The 19,613-nt window shown below is 35.7% G+C and carries 18 protein-coding genes; 9 read left to right on the top strand and 9 right to left on the bottom strand.

The window, feature by feature from the left end:
- Positions 1-11 precede the first annotated feature (11 nt).
- Complete coding sequence (locus EPI11_RS13085; protein WP_128390430.1) at positions 12-239, top strand: VF530 family protein; 228 nt, start codon at positions 12-14, stop codon at positions 237-239.
- On the opposite strand, the gene EPI11_RS13080 is transcribed toward EPI11_RS13085, so the two are convergent.
- The 6 genes from EPI11_RS13080 to EPI11_RS13055 form a co-directional block, all read right to left on the bottom strand.
- Positions 240-1,790, bottom strand: coding sequence for a hypothetical protein (locus EPI11_RS13080; RefSeq protein ID WP_128390429.1), 1,551 nt, complete (start codon positions 1,788-1,790; stop codon positions 240-242). It lies immediately after the preceding gene.
- A 10-nt stretch (positions 1,791-1,800) separates the two neighbouring features.
- Positions 1,801-2,952 carry an ABC transporter ATP-binding protein gene (locus EPI11_RS13075; RefSeq protein ID WP_128390428.1) on the bottom strand — a complete coding sequence of 384 codons (1,152 nt, stop codon included), beginning with the start codon at positions 2,950-2,952 and terminating at the stop codon, positions 1,801-1,803.
- Between the two features lie 81 nt (positions 2,953-3,033).
- Positions 3,034-3,438 (bottom strand): hypothetical protein, encoded by a 405-nt coding sequence (locus EPI11_RS13070; protein WP_128390427.1) that lies wholly within the window; start codon positions 3,436-3,438, stop codon positions 3,034-3,036.
- A 60-nt stretch (positions 3,439-3,498) separates the two neighbouring features.
- Entirely contained in the window at positions 3,499-4,350 is an 852-nt protein-coding gene (locus EPI11_RS13065) for an aldose 1-epimerase family protein (protein ID WP_128390426.1), read from the bottom strand.
- 112 nt (positions 4,351-4,462) lie between these two features.
- Positions 4,463-5,404 carry a fibronectin type III domain-containing protein gene (locus EPI11_RS13060; RefSeq protein WP_128390425.1) on the bottom strand — a complete coding sequence of 314 codons (942 nt, stop codon included), beginning with the start codon at positions 5,402-5,404 and terminating at the stop codon, positions 4,463-4,465.
- A 125-nt stretch (positions 5,405-5,529) separates the two neighbouring features.
- Positions 5,530-6,474 (bottom strand): alpha/beta fold hydrolase, encoded by a 945-nt coding sequence (locus tag EPI11_RS13055; RefSeq protein ID WP_128390424.1) that lies wholly within the window; start codon positions 6,472-6,474, stop codon positions 5,530-5,532.
- Positions 6,475-6,749: 275 nt separating this feature from the next.
- Here EPI11_RS13055 and EPI11_RS13050 point away from each other — a divergent pair, with 275 nt between their 5' ends.
- Positions 6,750-6,992, top strand: a complete 243-nt coding sequence (locus EPI11_RS13050; RefSeq protein ID WP_128390423.1) for a hypothetical protein — start codon at positions 6,750-6,752, stop codon at positions 6,990-6,992.
- A 69-nt stretch (positions 6,993-7,061) separates the two neighbouring features.
- Here EPI11_RS13050 and clpB read toward each other — a convergent pair whose 3' ends face one another.
- Positions 7,062-9,671, bottom strand: a complete 2,610-nt coding sequence (clpB, locus tag EPI11_RS13045; protein ID WP_128390422.1) for an ATP-dependent chaperone ClpB — start codon at positions 9,669-9,671, stop codon at positions 7,062-7,064.
- A gap of 126 nt (positions 9,672-9,797) precedes the next feature.
- Here clpB and ytxJ point away from each other — a divergent pair, with 126 nt between their 5' ends.
- Complete coding sequence (gene ytxJ, locus EPI11_RS13040; protein WP_128390421.1) at positions 9,798-10,190, top strand: bacillithiol system redox-active protein YtxJ; 393 nt, start codon at positions 9,798-9,800, stop codon at positions 10,188-10,190.
- Positions 10,191-10,279: 89 nt separating this feature from the next.
- Here the strand turns inward: ytxJ and fahA are convergent, their stop codons facing one another.
- A complete protein-coding gene (gene fahA / locus EPI11_RS13035; RefSeq protein WP_128390515.1) occupies positions 10,280-11,566 on the bottom strand; it encodes a fumarylacetoacetase in 1,287 nt (428 codons plus the stop codon).
- Between the two features lie 109 nt (positions 11,567-11,675).
- Between fahA and glyA the strand changes: the two genes are divergently transcribed.
- Both glyA and EPI11_RS13025 read left to right on the top strand, forming a co-directional pair.
- Entirely contained in the window at positions 11,676-12,950 is a 1,275-nt protein-coding gene (gene glyA / locus EPI11_RS13030; protein WP_128390420.1) for a serine hydroxymethyltransferase, read from the top strand.
- A gap of 117 nt (positions 12,951-13,067) precedes the next feature.
- On the top strand, positions 13,068-13,505 hold the full coding sequence (locus EPI11_RS13025) for a hypothetical protein (RefSeq protein WP_128390419.1): 438 nt from the start codon (positions 13,068-13,070) through the stop codon (positions 13,503-13,505).
- A 243-nt stretch (positions 13,506-13,748) separates the two neighbouring features.
- On the opposite strand, the gene EPI11_RS13020 is transcribed toward EPI11_RS13025, so the two are convergent.
- The gene (locus tag EPI11_RS13020; protein WP_128390418.1) at positions 13,749-14,321 is read right to left on the bottom strand and encodes a pentapeptide repeat-containing protein; all 573 of its coding nucleotides are present in this window, start codon (positions 14,319-14,321) and stop codon (positions 13,749-13,751) included.
- A gap of 321 nt (positions 14,322-14,642) precedes the next feature.
- Between EPI11_RS13020 and EPI11_RS13015 the strand changes: the two genes are divergently transcribed.
- Genes EPI11_RS13015 through EPI11_RS13000 form a run of 4 tightly spaced genes read left to right on the top strand, consistent with a single transcriptional unit; the run spans position 14,643 to position 19,530 of the window.
- Positions 14,643-16,220 carry a TolC family protein gene (locus EPI11_RS13015; RefSeq protein WP_128390417.1) on the top strand — a complete coding sequence of 526 codons (1,578 nt, stop codon included), beginning with the start codon at positions 14,643-14,645 and terminating at the stop codon, positions 16,218-16,220.
- Positions 16,221-16,226: 6 nt separating this feature from the next.
- Entirely contained in the window at positions 16,227-17,210 is a 984-nt protein-coding gene (locus tag EPI11_RS13010; RefSeq protein ID WP_128390416.1) for an HlyD family secretion protein, read from the top strand.
- Positions 17,210-18,382, top strand: a complete 1,173-nt coding sequence (locus tag EPI11_RS13005; protein ID WP_128390415.1) for an ABC transporter permease — start codon at positions 17,210-17,212, stop codon at positions 18,380-18,382. Before EPI11_RS13010 ends, EPI11_RS13005 begins: the two co-directional genes overlap by 1 nt.
- The gene (locus tag EPI11_RS13000; protein ID WP_128390414.1) at positions 18,379-19,530 is read left to right on the top strand and encodes an ABC transporter permease; all 1,152 of its coding nucleotides are present in this window, start codon (positions 18,379-18,381) and stop codon (positions 19,528-19,530) included. Before EPI11_RS13005 ends, EPI11_RS13000 begins: the two co-directional genes overlap by 4 nt.
- The last annotated feature ends 83 nt before the right edge of the window (positions 19,531-19,613 follow it).

The following is a 19,613-nucleotide window of genomic DNA, read 5'->3' as shown; positions in this document are numbered from 1 at the left end:
ACATTTACAGCATGGAAAATACGACTTCAAAAGATCCGCTCCACGGTATCACACTTAAAAAAATACTCGAAGACCTTGTAGCTTATTATGGGTTTGATACACTCGGTGAACTGATAAAAATTAAATGTTTTATAGAGAACCCTAGCGTTAAATCCAGTCTTACCTTTTTACGAAAAACTGATTGGGCACGTAAAAAAGTAGAAGAGCTGTACATAAGGACTTTACCTAAACTAAAATAGTTATCCTTCTGCTATTCCTTTCCACTTTTTTATAGAAATAGTAAAGTAATACATAGATAAAATTACAAATATTAAATTAGCAAAAAACATTATGCCCATATATTGGTCCAGCCAGATGTATAATGGGTGTTCTACCATTACATAAGCTTCATCTTTTATATAGTCGGTATTTAAGGATGCTGCTAATTTATGTGAAACATCATATATAACAGGTAATAGGAAAGGAATAAGCCATAGCAGTAAGTTTAAGACAATCCCCAAAATTCCTTTCGATTTTTTTCTTAAAGCTATACAGTAGTATATCAATAAAATAATTGTGAGTACCGCCCAGATGGCAATAAAAAGGTATTCATTTCTTAATAGCAATCTCTCTCTACCTAATGTTTCGGAGATTATTACGGAAATTAAAGCAGTAATAACTACAAGAATACCACCAGACACAGCTGCAATAAGCCAACTTCTTCCGGATGTTACCCTGAAAGAAAATATAAGAACCGATAAGCCTAATGCAAAATATAAAAGCCCTAATAAAACAGTTGTATTAGCTTCAGGATTTACCCACGCTTTCGACATTTTACTATAGGCTGATTTTAGCTGACTTAAAGGAACATAATATTTAGGGTAATAAATAGTATCTTTTTTTACAATTTTCCGAATGTTTATCGAAAGGTCAATAGTGTTTTGTGTGTAATTATATTCGTCATTATACTCATCATAAATATAATTTGAATTGTATCCATATACAGGACTAAAACTGTCATTACCAACAACCTTATAATTTATAAATTCGGGATAATTATATACTAAATCCATCCACTGCTCAGTCGAAATGTTGCTTTTGAGATTGTGCTCAGTAGATATATTCTGGAATTGTGTCAAAATATTTTTAACAGAATCTTTCCTGTTTTCTACAAGCCAGTGCATCACTGTTCTTTTATTAATGGAGTCTTTTTCCCGGCTCTGGAGTGTAAAATTCTCCATAGATTTATTAAGCAACGAACCAAATTGATATTTTTTTCCAAAATAAATAAAGTTTTTTCTTTTTATATCCTGCTGGTTTATTATAGTGTCTTCGGATCTGTCGTAACCTCCCTGAGTAAATATTGAAGCTTTAGATAATATATCCAGTCTTTTTACCAATTCATTTTTTTCATAGTAATGTCTGGCCCGCAATTCATACGCATAGGTGAAAGAAATAAAATAAGAACAATTTACTATGCATAATATAAAAATAAGTCCCCATTCTTTAAATAGAGACATCCTTTTTTTTGGATAAAAAGTTTTAAAAGCATTATTTCGAATGTAGTATACAATCCAAATTATAAGAACTAAGAGTGAGAGAATAATGCTCAGGAATATTACAAATACAGGAGTGCTGTCATTATATCTGTAAGAGTCTTTTATTTTAGTAAAGTCTATAACGCCATATATATATCCACCAAAAAAGAAGAATAGATTTATAATAGCTGCTATAATAAATACAGGGACAAATTTTATGTTCCACAAAAGTGGATGGTTCAGCAGGAGGTAATTTTGTGTTTTTTTAAGCATTTTACTATTGTTATGAAACGAAAAAACGTCTTGTTGAATTTGATATGTTTCTCATGTAATTTACGGGAATGTTATTTTCGATAATATCACCCATGAAGTCATTCATGGTTTTTGTATTATCGAAGGTCGCTATATAGGTACCTCCATTAAACTGAAGTGATATAAGCTTTTTTTGTGATAAAACTTTATTTAGGCTGCCTTGACTCCATTCACTGTCAAATTCAATTATAAGATCGTTTTCTTTTTCACTATCATTTATTGTAGTATTATGTAGGTTTTTTTGAATACCGTTTTTTAGAAAAATAACCTGATCGGATGTTTTTTCAACTTCATACAGTTGTTGTGAACTCAGAATTATTCCGATAGGCCTGAAAGGTGATTTAGCTATTGCTTTGAAATCTTCTAGTATGGTTTGCTGCGCCAGTATATCCAGATTCGCCAAAGGTTCATCTATAAGCAATACTCGCGGTTTTCTTAAAAGCATCCTTGCCAATTCAAAGCGCATCTTATAGCCTGAAGAAAGATCTTTCCATTTATGATTTCGAAACTTTCTCAGTCCAAGACGGGCAATAGTGAGATTAACGATAAGGTTGTTTTCTTCGGGAGTGTATCCATAATATGCGGCTGTAAATACAAGATTCTCATACATAGAACCATGCCAGGTATCAGTGCGTTGTGGTATGTATACAAGCTTGGTCCTAAGATCATAGTGATCTTCGTAATCAAAATTATATTTAATGCTTCCTGATGAATTGTAAAGTTCACCACATAATAATCGTAAGAGAGTGGTTTTTCCATTTCCATTTTCACCTACAAGACCTACAATATCTCCTTCAAAAAGTTCCAGATTTATTGGGCCAAGGGAAAATGAAGAAGAATACTTCTTGATTAACCCATTTGCTTCGAGTATCTTTTCTTTAGTTTTTAAGGGTTTGTCAGATAAAAAAGCATAGAGATCATTAACTAAAGTCAAAATCTTTTCGGGTAATGTAGTGCTATTTTGATTCTCATCTATCCAATCCAGAAACTGATCGGTTTTTTTATAAAATTCGATGTTTTGCGTGTCAAGTGTAAAATCCAGGAGTCGTTTTATTGCCAGAGCATAATCTCCAAATTTTATAAGATCTTTTACTTCTTCAAAACTTTTTTGAAAGTCATTCATAATGTGTAGGTAGGTTCTCAAATATATTAAAGAAGTTCTTACAAAATTAAAAAATCTTCCATAACGGAAGATTTTTTAGTATTATTCTGTAACTGTAATTTTTTTGGTAACCGGAGAACTTGGGTCGGCCGTTTGAAATTTTAAAATATATTCCCCGGCTGTAGTTGCTGTAAAAGAATAAGGTATTGTTTCCTCTTTTTCCGTAGGTAAACAATTACAGCCTTCATAATCTACAAGTACTTTAATTTCTTTTGGGAATGTAGTTGACTCTGTAAATTGCTTGAATTTTCCACATGTGCCTAATGGTACATAAGTTACATTTATTGTAATAGCTGTATTTACAGCAGTTGTCTCAGGTCCGGCAACCGATTTTACAGCAGTATATACTGATCTGAAACAGTAGCCTTCATTTTTTTCAGTAGAGCAGGCACTTATACTTGCAAGGACAATTAAAAAAGCAATGAATTTAAATTTTATAGTTTTCATGTATTCTGATTTTTGTTTAGATGTAAATTTAATAAAGAAGTTGCGTTGACTACACAAAATTTAATGGAATATCTGTATAGAAAAGCCGGCATTGAATTTTTCTGCCGATTTTAATAGAATGATACCTTCTTTATCTAAAATATTTCCATTAGAGTCGAATGAATCAGAATATCCCTGCCATGGTTCGATACATAAAAAGGGAGCGTTTTCTTTTGTCCATATTCCCAGATGCGGAAAATCATTATAAGTAACTCTTAAAAACGGATCGTCGTTTTTAGCAATGTCAACATAATTTGAAGATGTGCTTTTTAAAATAAGGGCATCATTTTTAAAAAGGTTGTAAGATAGTGGCAATTTTCCGCCATGTGTAGGCAAACTAATCGTTTTATTTGATAACAGGTCATTTTCTAACTGTGTACTTACTAACGTTTTATCCTTTTCGAATGTAAGGCTATAATCATCAAAATTGCCGGGTAATGCAAAAGCAGGATGTGCACCTATAGAAAAAGGCATACTGTCGATTCCTTTGTTTGTTACCATATAATCTAATGTCAGCGTAGTGTTTACTAAAGTATATTTTAGTTCCAGTTCAAATTCAAACGGATACATTTTTAAGGTATCTTGATTTGAAGTTAAAGAGAAGACTATACTATTATCAGTGTGATGTTTTATTGTAAATTGATTATCACGCGCAAAACCATGACGGGTCATGTGATAGGCATCATCCTTGTAAGTGTACAAATTGTTTTTAAGTGTACCCACAATAGGGAACAAGATAGGGGAGTGCTTTCCCCAAAATTCAGGATTTCCTTCCCATATGTATTCATGGCTATCGCTTTTTAAGGAGTTGAGTTCTGCACCCTGTGGATTAATGGTTGCAGTTAGCAGTTCGTTTTTAATTGTAATGTTCAAAATAGTGTTTTTAGATGTAGTTCGTCAAAATTACTATTTTGGATCAATTAAATACTGTATAAAAAGCAAAAGAGTGCCCTTGAGCACTCTTCTGTTGGATATATTAGACGTGTTAAAATACTATTGTTTTTTTAGTCCATTCACTTTTCTTATCATCATTACATTTTGCTCTTACATAAAAATCATAGTCAATACCATTGTATAAATTATTGTAAACCGGGAATTCTCCCGATTTGCTGGTACGGATGTCTCCTTCTTTTATTACTTCGTTTTTAGGTACTAAAGTGTATTCATAGTTAAACGGACCATTAAAAATATCTACACTCCATTTTACTGCTACCTTACTGTAAGATGGCTGTATGCTTGTCGTTTCATAACTTATGTTTTTTGGAGATTCACATTGATTCACGCCATTGCCTGCATAATATGAAATAGGTCCTGCCCAGTTGCCATATCCTACATTGTTTTTACAATATGCTCTTACATAGAAATCATAATGCTGTCCTGCGGTAAGTGTGTAACCTGAAAAAACACTGTTATTAACGGTTACAATCGTACCTGTACCATGAGTAAAACCCAGAGGGCCATACTCAATCTGATAATTTGAAGCTTCTTCACCATACAGATGTGACTCGTTCCATCTAAAGAACTGACTTGTTATATAAAGATCAGAAGGAGTATCGCAGTATTGCTGTAGCGTAATTTTTTTTGGCCCTATCCATTTACCTTTATTACTGCCGTCGCAAACGGTTCGCGCATAAAAAAGATAATCGTGTGTGTTTAATAAATTCGCAGGTATCGATCCGATAGGAGAATTAGAGGTTATTATAGTACCGTTGTTGGGGTCGTAACTGCTTCCGCTCAAGATATAGCTTACTTCGTAGGTAAGTGCATTTGAAGCCGTAATAGAAAAGTTTATCTGATTTGCCTGCTGTACGATCTCAAAGGCTGTAATATCTGTGCATTTTATTTTGTCGTCATTGCTGTCACTGCAGCTGCTTATTAATAGAAAAGAACAAACTGATAAAAAAACCAAAGGTATTATTTTTCTCATGTAGAATATTTTGCGGCAATTTTACAGAAATAATCCTCGGGAAATGATTAGAAATAATGAAGGAATTGTTACCAATTTGATTGTTATTTAGCGCTATAGCGTTTTATTGTTTACTTCTTGAAATTTTATTTTTCTTTTAAAAAATCAAGTACTCTTTTATTTACATCCTCGGGTCGGTCTATAGTAAGAAAATGGCCTGCGCTCTCAATTACTGCTCCATGTGCATTTGGTATTTTCTCTGCAGCAGTTTTTATAATATCTATAGGATTTAAAATATCATGATCGCCTACTAAAACTAACACAGGAAGATTCAGGCTTTTTAGTTCTTCATCACTAAATGGTTTCATAGCAAATAAGTCCAATTTGGTTTTGCTATAGTCATTACCTAAATAGATTTGTTCTTTTATAATGGGGTCAATTTTTTCAGGATACAATGAAAAATCTTCAATAAGTTTTTTTAAACGTCTCCTGTTGGGAGCAATTTTAAAGTTAGCGGCATTTATCAGATCAGGTTTCATACTAATCATTCCAAAGGTTTGTACAGGAGCCAGTAATAATAACTTTTTGACTCTATCGGGATGTTTGATCGTATAGAGTGTTGCATTCCATCCTCCGCGTGATGTGCCTAATAAATTGATGTTTTTTAATTTCAGGTTATCAAAGATCTCATTGTACCAGGTAACGATCTCTTCACTGTTGAGGTTCTTATTTTCTTTAAGCACAGATTTTCCCGCTTCCATTATATAGTCAATAGCGTAAATTCTATACTCTTTAGCGAATGCTTTTATATTAGGGTACCACATGGTAGAAGTAGCATCCATACCATGAAGTAATACAAGGGGCTCACCATTTTTAGGGCCACTAATTATGATGTGGGCAGTACCAAAGCTTGTAGTAACGTCTTTTTCTTCAAAAGGTACCGGCCACAGTTTAAGACTTTTGTTATACGCCTTAATATACTTTTGTTCTTCTTTTTTTGATTTGAATAAAGCATGGTTGCTTTTGTCTTTGGCTGCAGAACAGCTTAGTAAAAAGAAAGGAAGTAGTAAAAGGGATATGTATCTTTTCATTGCAGTTAAACAGGTTAAAGGTGTGATTACAAATTTGAGACTAAATAGAGTATTATTATGTGTGATTAAAAAAATATTAACACAAATGATGTTTAAAGTCAGATTTTGTGTTAATGCTTTGTTTTAAAAAGGTTTTAGTTTAACATATACTACAAAGGCTACAAAAAAAAACATAATCAAAAGTTATAGCGTCACAAAGTTATACAGTATGGTAAATTAAATCCCGAACTTGTATCGTGTTTTGAGCGAATGTCTAACGATTAATATTTACGTGTATGAAACCACTGTACTATCTGTTTTTATTGGTCATCCTTCTGTTTACGGGTTATCTTTTTATAAATGACTTTAATTTTGATAATATAACCTTTAGTGATTATCTTATCAATACATTGTTTATCCTGTTTTTATCCTGCCTTGCTGTAGGGGTTTCAATATATTTTATTGCAATTAGAAGAAAACATCTTAACAAAGACATCCAAACCATACGACAATACTATGAATATAAAAGTGCCCGCTAAAATGATAGGAGCACCTAATAAAAACACCCCGCAATCGCGGGGTGTTTTTGTATTTGCTAATTACTAATCTTATTCTTTGTCAACCAGATCAGACTGATTTCTAAAGACAAGGTTTCCATCAAAACTATCCAGTAATATAATACTGTCTGTTGTGACTTTACCGGAAAGTATTTGTTTCGATAATTCGTTCATAACTTCTTTCTGAATAACTCGTTTTACCGGACGCGCACCAAAGTCCGGGTCATAACCTTTTTTAGAAAGGTATTCTATAGCCTCCGGTGTTGCATCGAGTGTAATGTTTTGCTGTGCTAATAATTTTGTAACCGATTTTATCTGTAAACCAACGATCTCTTTGATGTTATCGGCACTCAGCGGTGTAAACATTACAATGTCATCTATACGGTTGATGAACTCAGGACGAACTGTTTGTTTCAGTAAGCCCAGTACTTCAACTTTTGCAGCTTCAATAGCACTTTCAACATCGCCTTTCAGCGTTTCGAATTTCTCCTGTATGATGCTGCTACCCATGTTGGACGTCATAATGATAATCGTATTCTTAAAGTCGGCCACACGACCTTTATTGTCTGTAAGTCGGCCTTCGTCCAATACCTGTAACAGTATGTTAAATGTATCCGGGTGGGCTTTCTCGATCTCATCCAGTAATACTACTGAGTAAGGTTTTCTCCTTACGGCTTCTGTAAGCTGACCACCTTCATCATAACCTACATATCCAGGAGGTGCACCAACCAATCGGCTCACACTGTGACGTTCCTGATATTCACTCATATCAATACGGGTCATGGCATTCTCATCGTCAAACAAGTAAGCGGCAAGTGCTTTTGCTAACTCTGTTTTACCAACACCGGTTGTACCAAGAAATAGGAACGAACCTATTGGTTTTTTCTGATCCTGTAAACCGGCACGGCTCCTTCTCACCGCATCGCTTACTGCTTCGATAGCCTCTTCCTGCCCCACTACACGTCTGTGCAGCTCATCTTCCAGCTTAAGCAGTTTTTCACGATCACCCTGAAGCATTTTTGTTACAGGGATACCGGTCCATTTTGCAACTACTTCAGCAATATCCTCTCTGGTTACTTCTTCTTTAATAAGACTCTGACCATTTTGGTTTTCTGCAAGATGCTGTTCCATTTGGTTCAGTTTTTCCTGAGCATCTTTTATCTTGCCATAACGAATTTCGGCTACTTTACCGTAATCGCCATCACGTTCGGCTCTTTCAGCTTCAAGCTTAAAGTTCTCAATATCTGTTTTAGCAGCCTGTATGTTGTCTACAATATCTTTTTCGCTTTTCCAGCGCGCATAAACCTCGTTACGTTCTTCTTTAAGATTGGCAAGATCCATTCCTAACGATTTCAATTTTGCTTCATCGTTCTCACGTTTTATGGCTTCAATCTCAATCTCCAGCTGCATGACCTTACGATCCAGTACATCCAGTTCTTCCGGTTTGGAATTGATCTCCATACGCAGTTTAGACGCTGCTTCATCCATAAGGTCAATCGCTTTATCCGGAAGGAAACGATTAGTTATATAACGCTGCGATAATTCAACCGCTGCAATAATAGCTTCGTCCTTAATTCGCACCTGGTGGTGTGTTTCATATTTTTCTTTGATACCACGAAGCATCGATATAGCACTTTCGGTATCCGGTTCGTTTACCATTACCTTTTGGAAACGACGCTCAAGGGCTTTATCTTTTTCAAAATATTTTTGATACTCATCAAGCGTTGTAGCACCTATGGCACGAAGTTCTCCGCGGGCAAGGGCAGGTTTTAATATGTTGGCGGCATCCATAGCACCTTCACCACCGCCGGCACCTACAAGAGTATGTATCTCATCTATAAAGAGTACGATATCACCTTCGGCAGAGGTCACTTCTTTTACCACCGATTTTAATCGCTCTTCAAACTCACCTTTGTATTTTGCACCTGCAATTAGTGCACCCATATCCAGGGAGTATACTACTTTGTTTTTAAGGTTTTCAGGAACGTCGCCCTGAATAATACGATGTGCCAGTCCTTCTGCAATTGCGGTTTTACCCACACCGGGTTCACCTACAAGCATTGGGTTATTCTTGGTACGTCGTGATAATATTTGTAACACACGCCTGATCTCCTCATCACGTCCAATAATAGGATCCAGCTTGCCGTCATTGGCCATCTGGTTGAGGTTCTTAGCATATTTGTTAAGTGAGTTATAGGTTTCTTCAGCACTTGCAGAAGTTACTCTTTCACCCTTACGCAATTCTTCTATAGCGGCCTTAAAGCCTTTTTCGGTTACACCCTGGTCTTTTAATATTTGGGCTACCTTACTTTTTGAAGCAAATATTGCAAGTAGTAAATGTTCGATAGAAACAAATTCATCGTTCATTTTACGGGCAATATTGGAGGCTTCGTTAAGTGCAGTACTCGCATCGCGTGAAAGTGTCATTTCACCTCCCGAAACTTTGGGGAAGCTTTGTAGGGTACTGTCCAGTATTTGCTGGAATAAACCTAAGTTAACATTTAATTTTTTTAGCAGAAAAGGAGTTACGTTCTCGTCAACTTCCAAAATGGCTTTTACGATATGTTCGTTCTCTATCTGCTGGTGGCCAAAGCTTTGAGCGAGTTGCTGCGCCCTTTGTATGGCCTCTTGTGATTTTATGGTAAAATTGGCAAAGTTCATAATCTAATTTATTTATTTTTGATTAATGATTTCAATTTACGTTCCAGTATGATAAATATGACTAATTGTCTGTTTTGAGCTTGAAATCTCTTAATTTAACAGACAAAATGTCTTAAAATTGTCAATATGAGTATGTTTAATAAATTATTCGGGGATTCTACAAGTAAAGATACAGCATCTTCAAACATAGTATGGAGCGATTTAACACAATTGAAGCAATTGGAAGATATCATTGAAGAATCAGCAGAAACCCCGGTTGTTATCTTTAAGCATAGTACCCGTTGTAGTATCAGCCGTATGGCGCTTAAAAATTTTGAAAGGGAATATGCTGTTGAAGAGGGTAAGGCGAAGCCTTATTTTTTAGATTTATTGGAACATAGAGATATCTCTAATGAGATAGCCTCACGTTTTGAAGTACAGCACCAGTCGCCACAGCTACTTTTAATTAAAAATGGTAAAGCGGTTTACAATAGTTCACATAGTGATATTGATGCAGCTATAGTAAAAGATAAACTTTAAAATAGTATAAAAAAAATCTTCCTTTGGCAAAACGGAAAATAGATTAGCTTGAATAAAAAAACGCCCCAATTGGGGCGTTTTAAGTTGTATTATTTTTTGATGTATGGAGGAAGAAGCTTACTGCATACTTCTCCAAAACCAATACGTACTTCATCGTTTTGGCAATGACCGCGCATTATCACAGTATCACCATCATTAATAAATTTACGTTCAGTCCCATCTTTTAGTGTCAATGGGTTTTTACCTCCCCAGCTTAGTTCCAGCATAGAACCGTAACTGTCCGCAGTAGGGCCTGATATCGTTCCGCTTCCCATAAGGTCACCAGAGTTTACACGACATCCGTTTACTGTATGGTGCGCCAGCTGTTGCGCCATGCTCCAGTACATATATTTAAAGTTCGAATTCGAAATTACTGTTTCTTCACCATTTTCCGGTTCGATAGCAACCTGTAATTTAATATCGAAAGAGTGATTGCCTTCAAGTTTAAGGTAGTCTAAAAGTTCAGGTTCTTTTTGAGAAGGACCTGCTGTACGGAAAGGCTCTAAAGCATCAAGCGTAACGATCCATGGTGATACAGACGATGCAAAGTTTTTAGCTAAGAAGGGTCCTAGCGGCACATATTCCCATTTCTGAATATCACGTGCACTCCAGTCGTTAAACAGCACCATTCCGAAGATATGGTCTTCTGCTTCTTCAACCGGGATCTGCTCACCCATAACATTAGCATCGGTAGTGATAAATGCCATTTCAAGTTCAAAATCTACCAGTTTAGATGGGCCAAAAACCGGTTTGGTTTCTCCGTTAGGCAATGTTTGTCCCATTGGGCGGTGTACAGGTATGCCTGAAGGTACTATAGTAGACGATCTTCCGTGGTATCCTACTGGTAAGTGCAGCCAGTTAGGGAATAAAGCATTTTCCGGGTCACGGAACATAGTACCTACGTTTGTAGCATGTTCACGGCTTGAGTAAAAATCGGTATAATCACCTATAAGTACAGGAAGCTGCATTTCTACGTCCTGTATGTTAAAGATAACGACTGCTTTGTGGTCTTCGTTATTTTTAAGTGTAGTATTATTTATATCAAAAAGATCTGCTATACGGTTACGTACCAGTCTCCATGTCTTTTTTCCGTCAGATATAAAGTCATTTAGGGTGTCCTGCATGAACATATCGTCTGTAAGTTCAATGCCTTCAAAGTAATTTAGCTGCTGAAGAGCGCCAAGATCGATGGCGTAATCGCCAATTCTTGTGCCTATCGTTACCACATCATCTTTGGTTATGAATACTCCAAATGGAATATTTTGTATAGGGAAATCACTGTCTTTATGTACATTAAGCCATGACTTCCTTGAAGGATCGTTTGCTGTTAGTGGCATATTTGCTGTTGTATTTTTTTGTTTTTTTGAATTATCAAATATAGCTTTGTCTGTCGTTTTACCAAACGTTTTTCGTACTTTTGACGGCAAATTAACGAAATATTATAAAATGCAACGCGACGAACAAATTTTCGACCTTATTCTTGAAGAACAAGACAGGCAAATACACGGTTTGGAACTTATTGCATCAGAAAACTTTGTTAGCGACCAGGTAATGGAAGCAGCAGGTTCTGTGCTTACAAATAAATATGCTGAAGGGTATCCTGGAAGAAGGTATTATGGAGGCTGCGAAGTGGTAGATGTTATCGAGCAGCTGGCTATTGACAGGGCTAAAGCCTTATTTGGTGCAGAGTATGCTAACGTACAGCCACACTCTGGTTCTCAGGCTAATGCTTCTGTTTACCATGCATTCCTTAAACCTGGCGATAAAATTTTAGGATTCGACCTATCTCATGGTGGTCACTTAACTCACGGTTCTCCTGTAAACTTCTCAGGAAGGTTATATGTACCGGTATTTTATGGTGTTGAAAAAGAAACGGGTCGTTTAGACTATGACAAGATTCAGGAAATTGCTGAAAGAGAAAAACCAAAAATGATCATTGCAGGAGCTTCGGCTTACTCTCGTGATATGGACTTTGAGCGTTTCAGGAAAATTGCTGATAGCGTTGGTGCATTCTTATTTGCAGATATATCTCACCCTGCAGGTCTTATTGCTAAAGGACTTATGAATGATCCAATTCCTCATTGCCACGTTGTTACTACAACTACGCATAAAACCCTTCGTGGGCCAAGAGGCGGACTTATATTAATGGGTAAAGATTTTGAAAATCCATTTGGAATCAAAACACCAAAAGGAGAAACAAGAATGATGTCTTCTTTACTTGATGCTGCTGTTTTTCCCGGCAATCAGGGCGGACCATTAGAGCACATTATCGCTGCTAAAGCGGTTGCTTTTGGTGAAGCATTATCTGATGAATTCTTCCAATATGCTATGCAGATACGTAAAAATGCTAAAGCTATGGCTGAAGCATTCGTTAAACGTGGATATGATATCATTTCTGGGGGTACAGATAACCACATGATGCTTATTGATCTTAGAAATAAAAATATTTCTGGTAAAGAGGCAGAGAATGCATTGGTTAAAGCAGAGATCACTGTAAACAAAAACATGGTTCCATTTGATGATAAATCTCCATTTGTAACTTCAGGTATCCGTGTGGGTACAGCTGCAATCACAACTCGTGGCCTTGTAGAAGCTGATATGGAAACTATCGTTGATTTTATTGACCGTGTGGTTGTGGATCATACAAATGAAGAATTACTTGAGCAAATTGCTGACGAAGTAAACGATATGATGAGCGAAAGACCGATTTTCGTTTTCTAATATCTCATACATATATAATTAAAAATCCCTCTTCGGAGGGATTTTCTTGTTTTGTTAAATGTCTTTTCTCGGCAAAATGGTTTTGGTAATTTTAAAAATAACTTTAAACCATTTATTATGAAAAGATTATGCACAGCCTTACTACTATTAACGGGAATGTTTATAAATGCACAAACGTTTGGATCTACAGCGTTAAGCGTTAAAGGGACTTTAGATCCTTCTAAACCTGTAATGGGGCAGTGGCAAAGGCAGGGAAACTCCACCAGAGCTACAATACAGTTTGCTCAGACGCCAACAGGTATAAACGAAGCTATGGCGCTTGTTGATGGTATGCTATTAGATAACGGACTTACTTTTTCTGACCCGGATGTTTACAGAAGTGTAGAAGGTAAAGACCTTCAGGGAAATGTTAGAAATGCAGATTTGCTTAATAATTCTATACAAAAAGGTAATTCTAAAATAAACCTTGCCTGGAATGCTAAAGACGGTTCTGTACTGCAATTGTTTTTAGGAAAGAATGGTTATGAGGTTACTGTGATGAATGCTTACAAATAGGCTGTACAATTATAGCAATACAATTTGCCCGGTATCTGAAAAGGTACTGGGTTTTTTATTGTAAAATAAGGATTGTGCTGTAGCGAAAAAAAGAATCGCAGAGGTATATAAATAAAAAAGACCCGTGAGTGGAAGCCCCTGGGTCTTTAAACTATTAACCGTTGTAACATGGTTTATAGTAGACTGCAAATGTAAGCTAAATATTTAGTTATTCACCATAAATACAGGAATAATTTGAATATTTTATTTCACAATAATATCATATTTTTCTAATAGTCCCTTAAGTCCTGCTTGTGAGAACATTGCCTTTTTTAGTTCGTTCCTTTCCGGGTCAATAGAGAAGTTATAGCTGGTAGTAAAGTCGGCTTTGTTGGCAACAGCATCTACAAAAACCGCTTTATGAAGGTTACAATTGTCAAAAATAACACCAGTTAAGTCGGTACTCATGAAGTCTACAGCAGTAAGGCTGCAATTGCTAAAGATGGTTCCTTTAATTTTTAAGGTGTAAAATTTAGCATAGTCCAAAATACAGTCTTTAAATTCTACACCAAATAATAAGGAATCTACCATGGAGAAATTTACGCTGCTAAAATTGCAATCGGTAAATGATGCATCCCGTAATGATACATAATTGATTTTTGCCTCATTAAAGTTACAGGAGATAAAAATACAATCGGTAAATGCAACACCGGTAAAATCACATTGTGTAAAATCACAGTTTTTAAATGTACAGCGTTCAAAGTCTTTGTACATAATATCAGGATGGCTGTATATAGTATTTCTTATTTCCTGATCGATCAAGTAATTTAAAGACATGCTGACTCGTAGTTTTGTTAAGAATTAGAAGACCGAAAGATAATGAAAAAACTTAAAGCCATTTTAAGGGGTTTCATCTTGTTGATAGTCTCATGAAATAAGGGTTAATCAGATGTTGAATATTTTTTATCTGAAAAATAAATAATTAATCATTTAGAGGATAACTTTAGTAATAATTAACATTTTAACTTACTTAAGTTAAAATAATGAAAAGTTTTAAAATAACCAATAGCCGTGAATGTTTTTAAGTTAAATGTTTATTCTAAATTTGAGAATACATAAGTGTCTGAATTAAAGATAACTACCCTCAAATTTATATTCATGGCAAATAATCTAAAAAAAACACGCCTAATTCCAATGATATTAATGGTAGATCGCTACCTGATAGATGATATTGCCATAGTATCTATAGGAATTGGTTCTTTAAAATCTTTGATTAGCAATAACTTATTATTTAAGACTATAATTGTTGCTTTATATGCCATTCTATATATACTCCCCTTAAAAGGTTATGCACAGGATGTAACATTAGAACAATTGTTTAAAATGGCTAATGATAACAGTCTTACGCTGGAACGTGGTAGAATGTCGATCAGCTTTAAGGAACAAATGCTAAAAGCACAAAATGCTGCATTTTATCCTAAGGTAGATTTTCTTTCAGGCTATTATTATTTAAGTGATCCATTAGAAATTAACGTGCAGACTTTAAAGCCCGGAGTTGTAAATGGGGTTACCGATCTTAACCTTCAAATTGCCAATGATTTTTATAGTGATATTACAGGAAACCCATTACCGGAGCCTTTAGCCAATAAGGTTCGGGATTTTTCGCAATCCCTTGCAGAAAAATTATACCCTAAAGAGAATTTGCGTTTAAGCGATCAAAGTTATTTTCTGGCCAATGCAGCAGTAATAATGCCCTTATATATGGGAGGCAAGTTACAACGCCTAAAAGATGTTGCGAAAACTGAACTGGAGTCGAGTAAAACCGGTCTTGAAAGCTCTCAATACACACTTAACTATCTTATTACACTGCATTATTTAAGAGTACTGAGTTTAAACAGCCAGATACAAAGCAGTAAAAAAATAAAAGTAAGTTTAGAGAAAAACCTGAATTATGCGGAGTCTTTGGTTAAAAATGAGATTCTACCGCCTTACCAAAAAGGATGGGTATCTGTAGCTTTATTAGATGCCGAAAGCAGGATAAGTAATTTCGAACTATCAAAGAAAAATACTATTGTAGAGCTTAATGAATTAATGGGGCTTCCGCTTGATACTTTATTGGTTGTAAACGATACTATCAGGAAATTACCTTTTATGATTAAAAACGAAAGTGAGAATTTCTGGGAAAGGCATCCTGCTTATCATGTGGTTGAAACAGCTGTAAGCCTTGCTGAGATTAATAATAAGGCGAATAAATCGGGTTTTTTACCAGATCTTTTTGCTACGGGTAATTACCAGTTTTTGCAAAAAAACCTTCCGGTTGTTATTCCAAACTGGATTGTGGGGATCAATCTTAAGCTTCAGATTTTTGATGGCGGTGAAACGAGAAAACGCGTTAATGCCAGTAAATTAGTATTGGAAGAGAGTATACTCGTTAAGAATAAGACTCAGGAGATCATCAAATCGAAAGTATTGATAGCCAGGAATACCATCGAAAAGTTATCAAATGATATTAATTCTATTCAGCGGGCAATAAAACAGTCTCAGGAAACTACCCGAAGCATTATCAAAAGGATGGAAAACCAACTGGCATCTCCCAAAGATGTTACCGAATCTGTTATTATACAGGATAGCTTGTTTAAAATTTACTATGCAGCTGTTTTAGCCTATGATATAGCAGTGGCCGATTATCTTTTTAATTATGGCGAAATGAATGAAATTACTAAAATCTTAAACTAAAAAGATATGAAAACACTAAAAAAATACTGGGTTGTTTCCATACCTGTACTACTTATTGTTATTATCCTTATTTTCTTTATGAGTCGTAAAGAGCATTATAAAGACCAGTTTATAGGCATGGTAGATGCCGATTTTATCGATTTGGCCTCTCAGGTACCGGGACGATTGGACAGCTTGTATGTAAAAACAGGTGATACAGTTCATAAAGGGGATGTATTAGCTAAGATCAGTTCTGAAGAAATTGATGTTTTTAAAAATCAGGCATTTTCTATGGTTGAAGCATTGAAAGCTCAGCTACTATTGTTACAAACGGGGGCACGTCCTCAATTACTGGATGCTACACAAAACATATTGGATATCTCCAAAGACCAGTACGGGTTGTTTAAAAACACTAATGAAAGATTCCAGAATTTATACAACGACGGAGTGGTTTCGGGGCAGGAAAGGGATATCGTTAACTTTAAGTATGAAGCTTCAAAAAAAGAAATGTCTGTAGCCAGGCTTAATCTTGAAATGTTGAAAGAAGGTACTCGTCCCGAAGTAATTACTGCAGCCAAAGCGATACTTAAACAGGCAGAAGAAGGCCTTAGCCTTACTGAAATGGTTAAAGATAAAACGAAAATAACTGCACCAAGCGATGGTATTATAGTATCTACCATATTGAGCGAAGGGGAGTTGGCTTCTATTGGCTATCCGGTGATGTCGCTGCAAAAATTGAACACGTTTAAAATTAAGTTCAACATAAGGCAGGATAAGATCAAGGATTTCCATGTAGGCAAAAAGTTTACTGTTGAAGTTCCCGGAGTTACTCCCGAAGAATTTGAGGTAGTAGTAGATGAAGTTGATCCTACATTGGAATTTGCCAACTGGGTTCCGGTTAAAGACAAAGGAAAATTTGAGTTGCGGACATTTACCGTAGTCCTTAAGCCTGAAAACATAAAAAAACTAAAAGGACTGCGTTCAGGAATGACCGCTTCTTTGAAAATATAATGATAGAATCATTACAAAAAATATGCAAACGTGAGCTTCGTCGGATTTTTACAATACCGGCATTTTATATCGTGCTTTTTATTATTCCGCCTTTTCTGTTTTGTTTTTACGGATTGATCTACAGTAAAGAAAAAGTCCTGGATCTGCCCGTTGTTATTTGGGATGAAGATCAGTCGGCACTATCGAGAGAACTTATTTTTTTACTTCAGCAAACAGAGTCGATCAATTTTACCCATGTTGTTTCCGACAGGAAAGAAATGGAAAAACTTATTAATACAGGAGAGGCTTATGGAGGGATTCATTTTCCTGAAGATATGGAGAGGGATATAAAAAGGACCAAAGCGGTTACGGTAGGTATTTTTACCAATGCCGCGTCCTTAGTACCCAGTAAACTGATCTACAAAGATGCCATGCAGGTTTTACTCATGGCAAACGGTGGGGTTATATTAAAGAAACTCACTAAAAAAGGGGTGGAGAAATCGACAGCGATGTTTCTTGCCCAGCCTATAAAGCTTAATACATTGCCGTTATTTAATCCTACGTATAACTATATAAAATACCTGCTGCCGGGGCTTACCTCTGTAACCCTTCAAATGGTATTTTTATTAATAGGTGTACTGGTTATCAACTATGAAAAGAAAACAAAAACCGAAAAAGAACTACGGGAACTTTCCGGCTTTAATGTATTTGCAATTATAGGAGGTAAGTTTGTGGCGTATTTTGTACCAATGATCATTAATTATTTGATCCTTACGATCCTTATTTTTCCATTGTTTGGTTTCGGATTCGAATTTCTCAGTTTCAAATTCTTCTTTTTACTGATGCTGATGCTTTCGGCATGCCTGGCATTGGGGATGTTGGTTTCGGCACTTTTTGATGATATTATGTTCACTACAGATGTAGCTTTGTTTTTTTCATCGCCTGCATTTGTTTTTAGCGGGTTTACATTCCCCCGATGGGCAATGCCATGGTATGATCAGTATTATGCGGTATTAATGCCTTACACGCACTTTGTAGATGCCTACTTTAAGATTGGCAGCATGAACTTGCCCTTACGGTATGTAACCAAAGAAATAACTATTTTGCTGGCTTTTATAGTATTTAGCTTTTTACTGGCTAATGTGGTGTATGGAAGTAAAATGAGAAGGCAACAATTAAAACCTGCGTTATGAAAGCCATACTACAACTTTTATTACGTGAGATCCAAAAGATCGGCAAAGACCATAGTCTCTTACTGGTTTTGATGATTGCCCCTGTTTTATATGCTTTTTTTTATGGCAGTATTTATCAATATAAGGAAGAGGAGAGGGTGCCACTTGCAATTGTAGACGATGATAAAACACCATTATCGCAAACGCTTATTGATCAGATAAAAAAACTCCAAATCGCTAATGTTTATATTGTGAGCAATTTAGAAGATGCTCAGGAAGCCATGAATAATGGAGATTGCGTAGGTTATTTATACATCGAAAATGGACTGCAGAAAAAAATGCAGCAATTTAAACAGGCTAACACGGTTTTGGCTTTAAATTCCTCTAAATTTTTACCTTCTAATGACTTGGCAGGCGGAGTAACTAAAGTCGTTTTAACCGTAGGAGCAGGAGTAAGGCTCAAGTATTTTAATGCCAAAGGATTGGTGACTGATGTTGCTATGCCTGAGATCAATCCCATTACAGCAGATTATAAACCTTTACACAATGAGAGGTCCAGCTACGGGCAATTTTTACTACCCGGACTGATAGCCCTTATATTACAACAAACTTTATTATTAGGACTCACAACCAGTATCGTGGGTGATAAGAAAGAGAACGCAGAAATAGTAAAAATAACAGGTAATCCTGCTAATTATCTGGCTGGATTAGGTATTGTATACTTCTTGCTGTTTATGCTGTATGCTGTGTTCTTCTTTACCATTAACTTTTCGTTGTTAGAGATCCCTGTTAAGGGGAGTTTCTTCCAGCTATTATTGATCACAGCATTTTTTATTATGACTGTTATTCCGTTTGGAGTAGTGATCGGTACGCTTTTCAAATCTAAATTGATCGGTATGCAGATCATGGCTTTCTCGACCTATCCTATTTTTCTTGTTACAGGATATACATGGCCCTTTTCGAGTCTGCCATTAATCCTTCAGGCTTTTTCGTCTTTACTACCTACTACTCCTTTTCTAAAAATATACATTGCAATTACGCAGGCAGGTGTTTCGATCACAGAAATGCCAGGTACTGTAATTCATTTGTTGATCTTATGCACGGTATATACATGGATTGCAATTTTTTGTGTTAACCGATTCATTTTTAAAAGTAACATGGTTTCTTAAAAATGAAAATTTAAACAGTTACTAATACGCGCAGCAATTGAATAAAATTGACATCTATTTTTTATTAATAGGATGGCGAAACA

Source organism: Flavobacterium cerinum (assembly GCF_004028155.1).
GTDB lineage: Bacteria > Bacteroidota > Bacteroidia > Flavobacteriales > Flavobacteriaceae > Flavobacterium > Flavobacterium cerinum.
Note: the sequence above shows the minus strand (reverse complement) of the source record. Positions and strands in the feature narration are given on the sequence as shown.